The sequence below is a fragment of the Mesorhizobium loti genome (assembly GCF_003148495.1).
GTDB lineage: Bacteria > Pseudomonadota > Alphaproteobacteria > Rhizobiales > Rhizobiaceae > Mesorhizobium > Mesorhizobium loti.
The window spans coordinates 92,605-107,788 of record NZ_QGGH01000018.1 but is presented as its reverse complement, the minus strand read 5'-3'; the positions used below and the strand labels follow the sequence as shown (position 1 = coordinate 107,788).

Genomic DNA, 15,184 nt, shown 5'->3' with positions numbered 1-15,184 from the left:
CGGCCGACTACGGCGCCGACGTCAAGCCGCGGCTGAAGGTCATCAAGACCGAGGAGCCGAGTGGCCGCAAGGCAGGCGTCAAGGTCAAGAGCGTCGCTGAGCTGGTCGACAAGCTCAAGAACGAAGCCGGCGTGCTGTAAGCGATCGGGAAAGGAACAAGAAAAATGGCTATTCTCCTCATCGCAGAACACGACAACGCAACGCTTTCCGACCAGACCGCCAAGGCGCTGTCGGCCGCCTTGCAGATCGGCTCGGACGTGCATGTGCTGGTTGCCGGCAAGGGCGCCAAGCCGGCAGCGGACGCCGCCGCCAAGCTGAAGGGCGTGAGCAAGGTGCTGTTGGCCGAAGCCGACGAGCTTGCCGAGCGCCTTGCCGAACCGACGGCAGCGCTCGTCGTGTCGCTGGCAGGCGCTTACGACACCATCATCGCGCCGGCGACCTCGTCGGGCAAGAATGTCGCGCCGCGCGTGGCAGCGCTGCTCGATGTCGCGCAGGTGTCCGAGATCATCGAAGTGGTGTCGCCCGACACTTTCAAGCGGCCGATCTATGCCGGCAACGCCATCCAGACGGTGCAGTCGAGCGACGCCAAGAAGGTGATCACGGTCCGCACGGCCTCGTTCCAGGCAGCCCCCGAGGGTGGCTCGGCGGCGGTCGAGAGTATCAAGGCGGCAGCCAATCCCGGCCTGTCCACCTTCGTCGAGAACAAGCTTTCCGAGACCGACCGTCCGGAGCTGACCTCGGCCAAGATCATCATCTCGGGTGGTCGTGCGCTGGGTTCGGCGGAGAAGTTCCAGGAGGTCATCCTGCCGGTCGCCGACAAGCTCGGTGCGGCGGTCGGCGCTTCGCGCGCGGCGGTCGACGCCGGCTATGCGCCGAACGACTGGCAGGTCGGCCAGACCGGCAAGGTGGTTGCCCCCGATCTTTACATCGCGGTGGGCATCTCCGGCGCCATCCAGCACCTCGCCGGCATGAAGGATTCGAAGGTCATCGTCGCCATCAACAAGGACGAGGAGGCGCCTATCTTCCAGGTTGCCGACTACGGCCTTGTCGGCGATCTCTTCGTCATTCTGCCGGAGCTGCAAAAGGCGCTTTGACGCTTTCTGCCAAAGCGTATTAAATAGTGAGGGGTGGGGTAGACGAAGTCGCCCCGCCCTTTTAGTTTGCACTGCACAAAAACCAGGCCGCAAAGGCCAAAAGCAATTCCAGCAAAAGTGCGCAGCGGTTTTGCGTCCGGAATTGCGGAAAACAAAAAGGTGGAGCGCTTTCGCAATTCATGCGGAAGGGCTCAGGACGGGATCGGTGTAATGAGCAAGATCGAGACGATCGGCATCATCGGCGCGGGCCAGATGGGCGGCGGCATCGCCCATGTCTCCGCGCTTTCGGGCTACAAGGTACTGATCTACGATATATCCCCCGACCGCATAGAGAAGGGCATCGCCACCATCAGCGGCAACATGGCCCGCCAGGTGGGGTCGGGCAAGCTCGACGAAAAGGTGCGCAACGACGCGATGGGCCGCATTTCGGCCGCCCCGGCGATGGCCGATCTTGCCGGCGCCGATCTGGTCATCGAGGCGGCGACCGAGGACGAGACGGTCAAGCGCAAGATTTACGCCCAGCTCTGTCCGCAGCTCAATCCCGAAGCCATCCTCGCGACCAACACCTCGTCGATCTCGATCACGCGGCTTGCCGCGCAGACCGACCGGCCGGAGCGGTTCATCGGCATACATTTCATGAACCCGGTGCCGCTGATGAAGTTGGTCGAACTGGTGCGCGGCATCGCCACCGAGGACCAGACCTTCGAGGCAGCCAAGACCTACGTGAAGCAGCTCGACAAGACGATCACGGTCTCGGAGGATTTTCCGGCCTTCATCGTCAACCGCATCCTGCTGCCGATGATCAACGAGGCGATCTACACGCTCTATGAGGGCGTCGGCTCGGTCGATGCCATCGACACCGCTATGCGGCTCGGCGCCAACCATCCGATGGGACCGCTGCAGTTGGCTGACTTCATCGGGCTCGATACCTGCCTGTCGATCATGCAGGTGCTGCATGACGGCCTGTCGGACTCGAAGTACCGCCCTTGTCCGCTGCTGGTGAAATATGTCGAGGCCGGCTGGCTCGGCCGCAAGACCGGGCGTGGCTTCTACGATTATCGCGGCGAGCATCCCGTCCCGACGCGCTGATCAGATCCGCGTCAGCGGAAACCCGAAGCCTCTCGGATCAGAGGTTGATACCCGGATCAGGAGGCCGCAGCCAGCGGCTCGGGCGGCACTGCCTTGCCGTCCACAATCTCCCCTTCCGGCGCCACGCAAACGCAGCCACGGCCGGCCGCCTTGGCCGCATAGCAAGCTGCATCGGCCCTAGCGATGATCTCGTCGACCTCGCCGCAATTGGCGCTGATCGCGGCCAGCCCGATGCTCGCGCCGATCACGTGAGGACGGCCGTCCCAGGTGAAGTCCAGGCCGCCGATCGAATCGATGATGGAGCGCGCAGCGATCTTGGCACCGGCTGCCGAACCCGATTTCAAAATGACCGCGAATTCATCGCCGCCCAGACGAGCAACGATGTCCTCTGGACCAAGCACGCCGCGAACCGCCGCGGCAACCCGTTTCAGCAGCGCGTCTCCCGCCGCGTGGCCGCCCGTATCGTTGACCAGTTTGAAATGGTCGAGATCGATGAACATGAACTGGTGTCCGCCGCCTTTGCCCGAGGTACCGTCCTTGCGGGCCTGACCGACCAGTTCCTCCATGGCGCGAATGAAGCTCGAGCGATTGGCAAGGCCGGTCAGCGCGTCATGCGCGGCGGCATGGGCGAGCTGGCGCTGCAGCGCGCGCGCATCGGTAAAGTCCTGGAAAACGATGACCAGCCCGCAGAATTCGTTCCGCTCGTTGATGATCGGCGACACGACCTGACGGATGCTGCAGCGTGTGTCGTCGCGCCGGATGAGAACGGCGCGGCTGTTCTGATCTGCGGGCGCCAGGCCGCCGATCGCCGGTCGGATCACACCGATCCGGTGCCCCGTCTCCTCGTCAACTGCCCAGTAGACATGGCCAAGCATCTTGCCGAGAGCCTCGCCGCCGGCAACACCGGTCAGCTTTTCGGCGACCGGATTCATGAAGGTGACGCGGTTTGCGGCATCGGTGCAGATGACGGCATCACCGATCGACTGCAGGGTCACCCTCAGCCGCTCCTTTTCATCGGCAAGCATTGCCGCCGATACGGTGAGGCGTGCTTCGGCCTCCTTGCGTCGGGTGATGTCGGTCAGGCTGCCAATGGCCCTGATCAGCCGGCCATCCTCGTCACGCTCGATGGCCTTGCCGCGGTCGAGGATCCACATCCAGTGGCCATCCTTGTGGCGCATCCTGAACTCGGCTTCAAAGAACGGCGTCTTGCCCTCGAGATGGGCGCGATCCGCTTCCGCGACAATCTCGCGATCGTCGGGATGGATCATCGTCAGCCAGCGGTCGGTGTCGCCATCGAGCTCGCCATCCGCATAGCCCAGCATCTTGACCCAGGTCGAGGAATAGGTCGTGCCGCCCTTGCGCATGTCGAGGTCCCAGACACCTTGGCCGGCGCCGGCCAGGGCGAAATTCCAACGCGTTTCCGCTTCGGCAATGCGCGCCTCGGCCTGCTTGCGTGCGTCGATGTTCTCGATTTGCGAGACAAGATAGAGCGGGCGGCCGCTGTTCTCGTCGCGAATGACCGAGCCCGCAAGATGGGCCCAGACCGGCGTTCCGTCCTTCCTGAGATAGCGCTTCTCGAAGTGGAAGGAATTGACCGTGCCCGCCTTCAGATCGTCCATCGTCTCCCGCCCGATCTGCAGATCGTCGGGATGCGTGATCTGGAAGAAGGTCAGCGCCTCGATCTCTTCACGGCTGTAGCCAAGCATGGCGGCGAAGGCCGGATTGGTCTCGCGAATGCGCCCGTCGAGACCGACAACGGCCATACCGATCGCCGAATCCGCCATGGCGCGGCGGAAGCGCATCTCGCTCTCGGCGATCTGCTGACGATCCTCGCTGATCCGACGGGTGGACATGACAGCGAGGAACAGCGCGCCCGCCGCCACCGCCACCGAGATCTGCATGCAGAGTTTCAGCGCTTCGGTGCCGAGGTCCAGGCGCGACAGCAGGATCGAAGCCGCTAGGACGCCCAGGCCGGCCACGAGCAACGCCAAGCCTGCATGCCCAAGAGATTTTCGGCTGGTCAATCCTCGCCACATCACGATACGTGCCACCCCCGTGCGCAAACGCATGTTCTCGCATCAACCTTGACGGATCGATTTTAAGGAAAGGTTGCGTCCGGCATACCGGCGCCATCGCTAACCGGCAAACAATTGCCGGCATGATTAAGGATCGGTGTGCATGGGCTCGGGATCGTGGCGGAACGCTACCAGCGCACGAAAAATCGTCCGCCGAGCGCACCGAGCAACGCGAGTGCTGCGATCGCTATCGTGTACCAGGTGGCGACGAAAAGCGGCGAATCGTCGAAGCAGTGCGCGGCGTAGAAGGTCGCCGCCAGCCCGCCGGCGAGCAGACCCGCCACCGCACCGGCCAGCACCGGCCGTGTCGGCGCGCCGTAGCGCAGCATCCACAGGAAGATGGCAAGCGGACCGAGGCCGATCAACGGGATGAAGCCCATGCAGATCATCATGTTGGAGCCGACCATCCTTGTTCCCCACAGCGCCTCCGGCACCATGAAAAGCTCCAGAATCACCGCCACTGCTACCAGCACCGGAGCCGCGGCCATCCAGGCCATCGCCCGGCCCGTCGAGGCACCCGGCGTCGACAAGGCGCGGATCAAGGCAAAGGCGCTGACCGCAAGCACGATGGTGAAGACGAATTTGGAGAGGAAGCGCATCGTGTGCGCGGCCGCCATGAAATCAGGGCGCGGGCCGATGGTCAGCAGGAAAACGGCTGCAGCGATGACAACGGCCGCACCGGCGGCCATCCACCACGCCGACTGCAGCGGCATCGCCTTGCTGCTTGCATCGGCGTCCAGCGCCTTGATGAGATCGTCCGTCCTCATGTCATTCCCGCCCGAACCGCCCCTGCCCGAATCGCTTGGCTATCGCGGCAAGTCCCCGATGCAGCGACACACGCACCGCCGTCTCGCTGATACCGAACTTTGCTGCCGTCTCACCGATGGACCGCCCTTCCACCGAAACGGCCGAGACCACGGAGCGCTGCGCCGGCGACAGGCCGTCCAATGCCCGATTGATGTCGCGTTCGCTGACGGTCTCGGTTTCCGGCTCGGCGAAGGTCTCGGCGATATCGTCGACATCGATCTCGATGCGCCGCCCACGCCGCCGAAACGCGTCGATCAGCTTGAAGCGGGCAATCGCATAGATCCATGGCAACACCGGCGCGTCCTGGCGCCAGGTATGCCGTTTCACATGAATGGCCAACAAGGTTTCCTGCACGACATCCTCGGGATCGACCCCGCCCTGCACGATCTTGCGCCGAACAAAACCGCGCACCAGCGCGGCAATCCGGTGCAGAAAGTCGGCATAGGCCTTCTCGTCTCCCGCGATCGCGGCCCGCATCAGCCGGGAAAGCTCGGCCTCATCCTTGCCGCTCACAAGAGTTACTCCCCCGATTTTCGCGTCTCGGCGCTGATTTGTTACGTGGCCGGCGAAATAATGTCCAAGCCAAATTACCGGCAAATCACGAAAGTTTGTGCCTCGGCGTCTGATTAAAATCCGCAAGACAATGTTGACTATCCTTGTCATGTATCGATAGGTGCAGCCGTGACAGACTGAAGACTCCCCGAGATCGAGGACAATGCCATGAAATACGCTCTTTCCACCCTCGTCGGCGCCACCGCGCTGGCAATCAGCCTGATCGGCGGCCCGGCGATGGCGGAAGATGATGGCATCATTGTCTACAACGCCCAGCATGAAAACCTGGCCAAGGCGTGGGCCGAAGGCTTCACCAAGGAAACCGGCATCAAGGTCACCGTGCGCAATGGCGGCGACAGCGACTTCTCCAACCAGATCGTCGCCGAAGGTACGTCTTCGCCGGCCGACGTCTTCCTGACCGAAAATTCACCGGCCATGGTGCTGGTCGAGACATCAGGCCTGTTCGCACCGGTCGACGCCGACACGCTGGCACAGGTTCCGCAGGACTATCAGCCGGCCAGCGGCAAATGGGTCGGCGTCGCCGCGCGCAGCACGGTCTTTGCCTATAACAAGACCAAGCTGACCGCCGACCAGCTGCCCAAGTCGATGCTTGACCTCGCCGATCCGAGCTGGAAGGGCCGTTGGGCCGCCTCCCCGTCGGGCGCCGATTTCCAGGCCATCGTCAGCGCGCTGCTTCAGCTCAAGGGCGAGGCCGCCACGGCGGACTGGCTGAAGGCGATGAAGACCAATTTCACCGCCTATAAGGGCAACAGCACGGTGATGAAGGCGGTCAATGCCGGTGAGATCGAAGGAGGCGTGATCTACCACTATTACTACTTCGGCGATCAGGCCAAGACCGGTGAAAACAGCAAGAATGTCGAGCTGCACTATTTCAAGAACCAGGATCCGGGCGCGTTCGTTTCGATCTCCGGCGGCGGTGTGCTGGCCTCGAGCAAGCATCCTAAGGAAGCCCAGGCCTTTCTGAAATGGGTGACCGGCAAGGGCGGCCAGGACGTGCTGAAGACTGGCGATTCCTTCGAATACGCGGTCGGCAAGGGTGCGAAGTCTAACCCGAAGCTGGTGCCGCTCGCCGATCTGCAGGCACCGAAGGTCGATGCTACGACGCTGAACTCCAAGAAGGTCACCGATCTGATGACGGCAGCCGGCTTGCTTTAGTTGTCATTCCTCCTAAAAGGACAACCGACCACGCTCCCGCGGAAATTCGCCTTCCGCGGGAGTGATTTTGTTTTTCGAGATGGCATTCGTCGATGACGACACGCTGTGTTCCCTACCGCGATCGCGTCCCTTCAATTGCTGCCGCTGGACGGCAACGGCACGGCGTCTGACCTGATGCAGTCTGCGGTCGATCTCGCGCGCTCGGGCCTGCCTTTGGGCACAGGCCGAAGGGCGCGCCGACGCGCACCGCTTTGGCTGGTCGTCGCCGCCATCTTCGTTGCGCTGCTGGCGCTGGTGCCACTTGCCTTCATCATCTGGATCGCGGTGCAGACCGGTTGGGAGACCGTCTCGGCGCTGGTCTTCCGGCCGCGTGTCGGCGAGCTTCTGGTCAATACTGTCCTGCTGGTCGCGCTCTCCGTGCCGATCACCATCGTGCTGTCGGTTGCGCTGGCCTGGCTGACCGAGCGCAGCGACCTGCCGGCGGCCCGGCTCTGGGCCTGGCTGTGCGTGGCGCCGCTCGCCATACCGGCTTTCGTGCACAGCTATGCCTGGATCACCATGGTGCCGGGACTGCACGGCCTGTGGGCCGGCGTGCTGGTTTCCGTGATCGCCTATTTCCCGTTCCTGTATCTGCCGGTGTCGGCGGCGTTGCGCCGTCTCGATCCCGCCCTGGAGGACGCCGCCGCCGCACTCGGCCTTGGACCCTGGCGCGTCTTCTGGCGTGTCGTGCTGCCGCAATTGCGGCTCGCCATCTGCGGCGGCTCGCTGCTGGTCGGCCTGCACCTGCTGGCCGAGTACGGCCTCTATGTCTTCATCCGCTTCGACACCTTCACCACGGCGATCGTCGACCAGTTCCAGTCGACCTTCAACGGACCGGCCGCCAACATGCTGGCTGGCGTGCTGGTGAGCTGCTGCTTCGTGCTGCTCGGCCTCGAAGTGCTGGTGCGCGGCGAGGAACGCTATGCTCGTGTCGGCTCCGGCGCCGCGCGCTATCAGCAGCGCACAAGCCTCGGACGCGCCACCATCCCGAGCTTGCTCTTGCTTGTCATCACCACGCTGCTGGCGCTCGGCGTGCCGTTCGTCACCATCGGCGGCTGGCTTGCCGCCGGTGGCGCCGATGTCTGGCGCTTCGACGAGATCGGCCTGGCGCTTGGCCAGACGCTGTTCCTGGCGCTCGCCGGCGCATTGCTCGCCACGGTCGCCGCGATGCCAATGGCCTGGATCTCGATCCGCGCGCCGGGGCCATTGCAGCGTCTGCTGGAGGGCTGCAATTACATCGTCGGCTCGTTGCCGGGGGTCGTCATTGCGCTGGCGCTGGTCACCATCACCGTGCGCATCGCGCTGCCGCTCTACCAGACCCTGTTCACCATCCTGGTTGCCTATGCGCTAATGTTCCTGCCGCGCGCGCTGGTCAGCCTGCGGGCGTCGATCGCGCAGGCACCGGTCGAACTCGAACGCGCCGCTTCCAGCCTCGGCCGGCCGCCGCTGCAGGCGCTGTGGTCAACGACGATCCGCCTGTCGGCGCCAGGTGCCGCGGCTGGCATGGCGCTGGTGGCGCTCGGCATCATGAACGAACTGACCGCGACCCAGATGCTGGCGCCGAACGGCACCCGCACGTTGGCGATGGCCTTCTGGTCCTATAGCGGCGAGATTGATTATGCCTCCGCGGCACCTTACGCCTTCATCATGGTGGCGATGTCGCTTCCCTTGACCTGGCTGCTCTATGTCCAGTCGAAACGGATGGCCGGACGATGAGTTTTCTCGAAATCAGCGGCCTGCACAAGCATTACGGCCCGGTGGCCGCCCTTGCCGGCGTCGACCTGAACGTCGCCAGCGGGAGCCGCACGGCGATTGTCGGCCCGTCCGGCTGCGGCAAGACGACCTTGCTGCGGCTGATCGCCGGCTTCGAGGCCCCGGACCAGGGCCGCATCATGCTCGACGGCGAGGTGCTGGCCAATGGCGGCGCTGCGGTACCGGCGCATCGCCGCGGCATCGGCGTGGTGGCGCAGGATGGTGCGCTGTTCCCGCATCTGACCATTGGTGACAATATCGGTTTCGGCATGGGTCGCGGCGAGGACAAGCGCACCGAACGCATCGTCGAGCTCGCCTATATCGTCGGCCTCGACAAGGCGATCCTCAAACGCCGCCCGCACGAACTCTCCGGCGGCCAGCAGCAGCGTGTGGCGCTCGCCCGCGCCATGGCGATGAAGCCCAGGCTGATGCTTCTCGACGAGCCGTTCTCGGCCTTGGATACCGGCCTGCGCGCCTCGATGCGCAAGGCGGTGGCCGAGCTTCTGGAAGCCGCCGGCATCACCACCATCCTGGTCACGCACGACCAGGCCGAAGCGCTGTCCTTCGCCAGCCAGGTCGCGGTGATGCGCGACGGCAAGTTCTCGCAGGTAGGGACGCCGCGCGACCTCTATCTCAAGCCGAAGGACAGGATGATCGCCGAGTTCCTCGGCGACGCCATCATCCTGCCGGCAAAGATATCAGGCGGCTTCGCCAACTCGCCGCTTGGCCGCATCGCGGTCGATACCAATGACAGCCGCGATATCGCCCGCATCATGCTGCGGCCGGAGCAGATCGCGCTGAAAAGAACGTCGCGCGAGGGCATGTCGGGCACCTCGGACATGCTGTTCGGCGAAGTGACGGAATCGGAATTCGCCGGCTCTATGTGCACGATCGCGGTGCGGCTCTTGAACAATGCCGATCCGCCCGATGCGGCCGCGATCGGCAACACGCCGCTGGTCCTGCGCAAACCGGGCATGGACGCGCCGGCGGTCGGCGAGATCGTCCGGCTGACCGTATCGGGAAAGGCGCATGTCTTCGCCTGATTGATCGAAGGCGCTGCCGCACCGCGCCTCAACGCGGGGTGGCCGGCTCACGCCGTGAGGCGCTCGCCGGTTTCGCCGGAATAGATCGGCCATCGTTCGAGAAAATCGCAGCCGTGCACGACCACGTGCTCGTTGGCGCTGTCGATGAGGACGACCGCGTAGGAAGGCGGCGCCTGCTCGACAATCTCGCTCGATCTGTCAAGCGCAAGCTCGAACCTGGCATGCAGGCCGCGCTGCGCCGAGAACGCAATGCCGGCGACCGTGCCGGCAATGTCGCGATGGACGTGACCGAAGAAGATGTGGCGGACATTGCCATGGCGCCGCAGCAGACCGAGCAACCGTTCGGGCTGCTCAAGGGCAAGCGGATCGAGCTGCGGCAGGCCGAGCGCGACCGGCGGATGATGCATGAAGACATAGGCCGGCCGGCCGGCCGCTTCTTCGAGGCGGGCTTCGAGCCAGGCTAGTCGCCTGTCGCACAATTCGCCTTCGACGCGACCTTCCGCCAGGCAGTCGAGAAACAGCAGCACCTCGTCGGCCGTTTGATGGGCCGACTGCACGAAGCCGTTCTCATCGAGCGGAATCTCGGGAAACGCCGCGACAAGATTGGCTCGCCGATCGTGGTTTCCCGGCAGCAGCCGCCAGGGCACCGACAGCGTGCTCAGGGCTGCCCTGAGATCGGCATAGCTCTCGGGCGCGCCGGTCTCGGTCAGATCGCCGGTGAAGACACAAAGCGTGGCATCGGCGTGATGCGCATTGATGTGCGCGATGCATGAAGCCAGCCGCTGATGCAGATCTGCGCCATAGCGGCGCTCGCCTTGCCGGCCAAGATGGACATCGGTGACCTGGATAATTTTCATTGCGCGCTTCTTGGACTTGTCGGTGGTGCCTGCCCGTCATCGGCGATGACTGGCGGCTTCAGAAATTAGAGTGCCGGTTCCGGCACCGAAGCCTTGAAGACCTCGAGACGTGTTCCCGTATCCGACGAGAAGAAATGCATATCCTCCGGCGAAATCTTCAGGCCGACCGCGCTGCCCGGTTCGGGGTGGACGGCCTCCGAGGTCATCACGGAGAACGACGCACCGTCGAGATCGACATAGATGACGCGTCCCGCGCCCAGCTCCTCGACGAGATCGACTGTGGCATCGAGCGCGCCTGCCGTGCCCGGCGCCACCAGGCGGACGGCTTCAGGCCGGATACCCATCGCTACCTTCGTGCCGACCGGCAGCCCCGCGCGTGCCATGGCTAGGCGCCGGCTGCCGCCAAGCAGCGACAGCCCGTCGAGATCAACTGTGCCTTCGAGGATGTTCATGGCCGGCGCACCGACGAAAGTGGCGACGAAGCGGCTGGCCGGACGGCTATAGATCTGGGCCGGCGTGCCGACCTGCTCGACGCGGCCGCCATTCATGACCACCAGCCGGTCGGCTAGCGTCATCGCCTCGACCTGGTCATGCGTGACGAAGACCGAGGTGGCATTCAGCCGGCGATGCAGCTTGCGGATCTCCGAACGCATCTGAACGCGCAGCTTGGCATCGAGGTTGGACAGCGGTTCGTCGAACAGGAACACCTTGGGCTCGCGGATCATCGCCCGGCCCATGGCGACGCGCTGCCTTTGGCCACCGGACAGCGCCATCGGCTTGCGGTCGAGCAGATGCTCGAGCTCCAACGTGCGGGCAACCGCCTGGACGCGCAGCTGGCGCTCGGCGGCGGGGACGCCGGCCACCTTGAGCGAATAGCCGATGTTCTGCGCCACGCTCATATGCGGATAGAGCGCGTAGTTCTGGAACACCATGGCGCAGCCGCGCTCGCGCGGCTCCAATTTGTTGACCACGGTGCCGTCGATGGCGATCTCGCCACCGGAAATCTCTTCCAGCCCAGCGATCATCCTGAGCAGCGTGGACTTGCCGCAGCCGGAAGGCCCGAGAATGACGACAAATTCGCCCGAGGCGATGTCGAGGTCGACGCCGTGCACAATCTGCAACTTGGCGTAGCTCTTCTTGACGTCGCGAATGGTGATGGAGGCCATCGGCTCTCTCCTTCTGAAGTCACTTCTCGGTGGCGATCAGGCCGCGCACGATCCAGCGCTGCATGGCCACGACGACGATCAGCGGCGGCAGCATGACGATGAGTGTGCCGGCCATGGCGATGTTCCATTCGGGAATGCCGCCGACGTTGGGAATGAGTTGCTTGAGTTCGGTGACCGCCATCGCATGGGATTGATCCGTGGTGATGAGCAGCGGCCACAAATACTGGTTCCATGCATACAGAAACATGATGGTTCCAAGCGCCGCCATGTTGGTGCGCGACAGCGGCAGCAGAACATCGATGAAGAAGCGCAGCGCGCCGGCACCGTCCATGCGCGCCGCCTCGGTCAATTCGTCCGGTATCGTCAGGAAGAACTGCCGATAAAGGAAGGTGCCGGTGGCCGTCGCGACCAGCGGCAGGATAAGCCCGGGATAAGAATTGAGCAGCCCTAGGTTCAGCGAGACCTGAACGCCTGAAACCTTTTCTATGAGCCAGCTTATGCCGGTCACGTCGAGAATCGCCTGATAGGGCGTAAGCACATTGGCAACGACCGCGTAGGTCGGGACGATGCGCACTTCCAGCGGCAGCATCAGGGTGACGAAGATCAGCCAGAAGATGAAGGTGCGGCCGGGATAGCGGAAATAGACGATCGAAAAGGCCGTAAGCGCCGAAATTATCACCTTGCCCGCCGCGACCCCCGTGGCAACGATGAAACTGTTGAGCAGCTTGGGGCCGAGATCGGCCGTCGTCCACGCCGTCTTGATGTTGAGCCAGAAATCGCTACCCGGCAGCAGGGACATCGGCACGTCGTTGACGTCCTTCAGATTGTGCGACGAGGCAATCACCACGATCACGAAAGGCGCGATCGCCAACAAAAACCCGATGAACAGCACAAGGTGCGTGACGAAGTTCAGGATGGGGGTGCGCTCTACCATGACCGTCTCACTGATAGTGCACGCGCCGCTCGATAAAGCGGAACTGGAAGATGGTAAGCACGATGATGAGCACCATCAGGATGATGCTCTGCGCGGCGGCGCCGGAAAAATCGAGGCCTTTGAAGCCGTCGGAATAGATCTTGTAGACCATCAAATTGGTGGCGTTCGCCGGCCCACCCGAGGTCATGATGTCGACGATGCCGAACGAATCCTGGAAGCTCTCGGTGATGTTGATGACCAGCAGGAAGAAGATCGTCGGCGTGATCAGCGGGAACTGGATATCCCAGAAGCGCCTGACGACGCCGGAGCCGTCCATCGCCGCTGCCTCGATCAGCGAACGCGGGATGGCCTGGAACGCGGCCAGGAAGAAAATGAAGTTGTAGCCGACATATTTCCACGAGAAGGCGACGATGATCGACGCCATGGCATCCGCGCCATCGAGACCCGGATCCCAGATCCCTGGCCACATCCGGTTGATGACGGAAAGGAACCCCGCCTCCGGCGCCAGAATGAAGCGGAACGCCAGCGCCAGCGCAGGCGCCGCGATGCCGTAAGGCCAGATCAGCACCACGCGATAGAAGCGCGAGCCGGCAAGCTGGCGGTCGGTCAGCGCCGCGAGCACCAGCGCGACGAACATCGCAAGCCCGGTGCTGATCGCGGCAAAGACCAGGCTGGCGGTGATCGAATTCCAGTAGTCGGCGTTGGACAGGATCGAGCGGAAATTGTCGAGCCCGACCCAGACATTGCCGCCGCCCCAGGGCTGCTGCAGCGTCAGCGACCAGTACACGGCCTGACCGGCGGGCCAGTAAAAGAACGTGAAGATCAAGAGGAGCTGAGGCACCGCGAAAAGGATGCCGATCGTCCAGCTGCCAAAGGTAACGCGTTTTTCCATCCGTCCGCCGATGCCGCTCAACGGCCACTTAGAGCAAGATTAATAACGAAATGGCCGCCCGTCGACCCAAGCATGATCCCGAAAAGTGGAAACCCGTTTTCACGGACAAACGGTTTCCGTTTGTCCAGGGATCATGCTCGGAGAAGACCGGCGGGCGGCCGCGTAGATTCCGAGATCAGGGCAGGGTCTTGCCCGGATAGGTCTGCTGGAAGCGGTCGAGGATGGCGTCGCCATTCTTGACCAGCGTATCGAGGCCTTCCTGGACGCTGACCTTGTTGGCGAAGATCGCCTGCATCTGCGTGCCGAACTCGGCGCGGATCTGGGTGAAATTGCCCAGCCGCACACCGCGGGTGATTTCGGTCGGCTCGGACGCGGTCAGGCTGGCGATCGCGACTTCACGGCCCTTGTAGGGCGCCTTGTCGTAGAAGCCGGTGGACTTCATGTAGTCGAAGCCCGACTTGGTCACCGGGATGTAGCCGGTGTTGGTCGACCAGAACAATGCGGTCTTGGGGTCGTGGATGAAGTTGAGGAACGCGGCCACGCCCTTGTATTCCGCATCCGACTTGCCCGAGAGAACCCATAGCGAAGCGCCGCCGACGAGCGAATTCTTGCGCTCGGTACCGGCATAGACCGGCAGTTCAGCGACATCCCAGTTCATGCCTTCCTTCTGGGTCTTGCCGACGGTGCCGTGATCGCCGACCGAGGTCAGGATGACCTGGCAGGTGCCGGAAGCGAAGGCCTGGACCATATCCTGGCCGAGGTCCTTGGACTTGATCTTGATCAGGCCGGCATCATACCACTTCTTGAGATCGGTGACGTACTGGACGAACTTGGTCTTGTTGACTTCCAGACGCGCGTCGAGGCCGTCATAGCCGTTGTTCTTGGTGGCGACTGGTTGGTTGTGGAGCGCCGAGAACTGCTCCATCAGCTGCCAGCTTTCATTGGCGGAGATGTTGATCGCCATCGGGCACTCGTAGCCGACGTCCTTCAATGCCTGGAGGTCGGCTGCGACATCTTCCCAGGTCTTCGGCGCCTCGGTCTTGCCGATCTTGGCGAAGGCGTCCTTGTTCCAGTACATCAGCGGGGTCGACGAATTGAACGGGAAGGACAGCATCTCGCCCTTCGAGGTCGCATAGTAGCGCGCGATGCCGGGGAAATAGTCGGCGTAGTCGATCTTGTAGCCGTTTTCTTCCATCAGCTTGTCGGCCGGCTTGTAGGCGCCCGACAGCATCATGGTGGCGGTGCCGACGTCATAGACCTGGACGACGGCGGGCTGCTTGCCGGCGCGGAAGGCAGCGATCGTGTTCTGCAGCGTGGCGTCGTAATTGCCCTGGCTGGTGCAGACGACTTCATAGTCGGTCTGCGAGGCGTTGAAGTTCTTGCACAGCGTGTCGACGACGCGGGCGAGATCGCCCGAAAGGCCGAACCAGAAATCGAATTTTACCGGCTCTGCGACGGCAGGCATGGCAAGCGCTGCGCTGAGCGCGCCAGCGGCAAGGGCGGCGAAGCCCCGCTTGATGATGGTCATGATTTCTTCCCTCTTGAGTGGCTGTTGACAAGGGTCTTGCGCAAGTCCTTGCCCGCTCTCTTAGAGAAGGTATGTGACAGTTCTGCTGTGGCCCTTCAGGCCTGTGGACAGCCCGTCTCTCCTCCCCTCCGGCGGTTGCGCCGGCATGAAAATGTCATGCCGGCGCTCTAGGTAGCTAGG

General features: G+C 63.3%; 13 protein-coding genes and 1 pseudogene. 6 read left to right on the top strand and 8 right to left on the bottom strand.

Annotated features, from left to right (window positions below; genetic code table 11):
* The 3 genes and pseudogenes from C8D77_RS33315 to C8D77_RS33305 form a co-directional block, all read left to right on the top strand.
* Positions 1 to 140 (top strand): annotated as a pseudogene (locus tag C8D77_RS33315) (electron transfer flavoprotein subunit beta/FixA family protein); the annotation flags it as partial.
* Between the two features lie 24 nt (positions 141 to 164).
* Complete coding sequence (locus C8D77_RS33310; RefSeq protein ID WP_109671655.1) at positions 165 to 1,094, top strand: electron transfer flavoprotein subunit alpha/FixB family protein; 930 nt, start codon at positions 165 to 167, stop codon at positions 1,092 to 1,094.
* Positions 1,095 to 1,304: 210 nt separating this feature from the next.
* A complete protein-coding gene (locus C8D77_RS33305; RefSeq protein ID WP_013529423.1) occupies positions 1,305 to 2,183 on the top strand; it encodes a 3-hydroxybutyryl-CoA dehydrogenase in 879 nt (292 codons plus the stop codon).
* A gap of 56 nt (positions 2,184 to 2,239) precedes the next feature.
* Here C8D77_RS33305 and C8D77_RS33300 read toward each other — a convergent pair whose 3' ends face one another.
* From C8D77_RS33300 to C8D77_RS33290, 3 genes are all read right to left on the bottom strand, one after another.
* Complete coding sequence (locus C8D77_RS33300; RefSeq protein WP_245951947.1) at positions 2,240 to 4,174, bottom strand: PAS domain S-box protein; 1,935 nt, start codon at positions 4,172 to 4,174, stop codon at positions 2,240 to 2,242.
* A 212-nt stretch (positions 4,175 to 4,386) separates the two neighbouring features.
* Positions 4,387 to 5,025, bottom strand: a complete 639-nt coding sequence (locus C8D77_RS33295) for an NrsF family protein (RefSeq protein WP_109671653.1) — start codon at positions 5,023 to 5,025, stop codon at positions 4,387 to 4,389.
* Position 5,026: 1 nt separating this feature from the next.
* Positions 5,027 to 5,578: a sigma-70 family RNA polymerase sigma factor gene (locus C8D77_RS33290; RefSeq protein WP_109671652.1), complete on the bottom strand. Its 552-nt coding sequence runs from the start codon at positions 5,576 to 5,578 to the stop codon at positions 5,027 to 5,029.
* 207 nt (positions 5,579 to 5,785) lie between these two features.
* Here C8D77_RS33290 and C8D77_RS33285 point away from each other — a divergent pair, with 207 nt between their 5' ends.
* The 3 genes from C8D77_RS33285 (at position 5,786) to C8D77_RS33275 (ending at position 9,627) form a co-directional block, all read left to right on the top strand.
* On the top strand, positions 5,786 to 6,793 hold the full coding sequence (locus C8D77_RS33285) for an iron ABC transporter substrate-binding protein (protein WP_109671651.1): 1,008 nt from the start codon (positions 5,786 to 5,788) through the stop codon (positions 6,791 to 6,793).
* Between the two features lie 174 nt (positions 6,794 to 6,967).
* Positions 6,968 to 8,548, top strand: a complete 1,581-nt coding sequence (locus C8D77_RS33280) for an ABC transporter permease (protein WP_164548919.1) — start codon at positions 6,968 to 6,970, stop codon at positions 8,546 to 8,548.
* Positions 8,545 to 9,627, top strand: coding sequence for an ABC transporter ATP-binding protein (locus C8D77_RS33275; RefSeq protein WP_109671649.1), 1,083 nt, complete (start codon positions 8,545 to 8,547; stop codon positions 9,625 to 9,627). The genes C8D77_RS33280 and C8D77_RS33275 overlap by 4 nt, the downstream gene beginning before the upstream one ends.
* A 47-nt stretch (positions 9,628 to 9,674) precedes the next feature.
* On the opposite strand, the gene C8D77_RS33270 is transcribed toward C8D77_RS33275, so the two are convergent.
* The 5 genes from C8D77_RS33270 to C8D77_RS33250 form a co-directional block, all read right to left on the bottom strand.
* A complete protein-coding gene (locus tag C8D77_RS33270) occupies positions 9,675 to 10,484 on the bottom strand; it encodes a phosphodiesterase (protein WP_109671648.1) in 810 nt (269 codons plus the stop codon).
* 65 nt (positions 10,485 to 10,549) lie between these two features.
* Complete coding sequence (locus tag C8D77_RS33265) at positions 10,550 to 11,650, bottom strand: sn-glycerol-3-phosphate import ATP-binding protein UgpC (RefSeq protein WP_109671647.1); 1,101 nt, start codon at positions 11,648 to 11,650, stop codon at positions 10,550 to 10,552.
* Positions 11,651 to 11,669: 19 nt separating this feature from the next.
* On the bottom strand, positions 11,670 to 12,584 hold the full coding sequence (locus tag C8D77_RS33260; protein ID WP_109671646.1) for an ABC transporter permease subunit: 915 nt from the start codon (positions 12,582 to 12,584) through the stop codon (positions 11,670 to 11,672).
* 7 nt (positions 12,585 to 12,591) lie between these two features.
* Positions 12,592 to 13,476, bottom strand: coding sequence for a carbohydrate ABC transporter permease (locus tag C8D77_RS33255; protein WP_109671666.1), 885 nt, complete (start codon positions 13,474 to 13,476; stop codon positions 12,592 to 12,594).
* A gap of 175 nt (positions 13,477 to 13,651) precedes the next feature.
* Entirely contained in the window at positions 13,652 to 15,004 is a 1,353-nt protein-coding gene (locus tag C8D77_RS33250; protein WP_109671645.1) for an extracellular solute-binding protein, read from the bottom strand.
* Positions 15,005 to 15,184 lie beyond the last annotated feature (180 nt).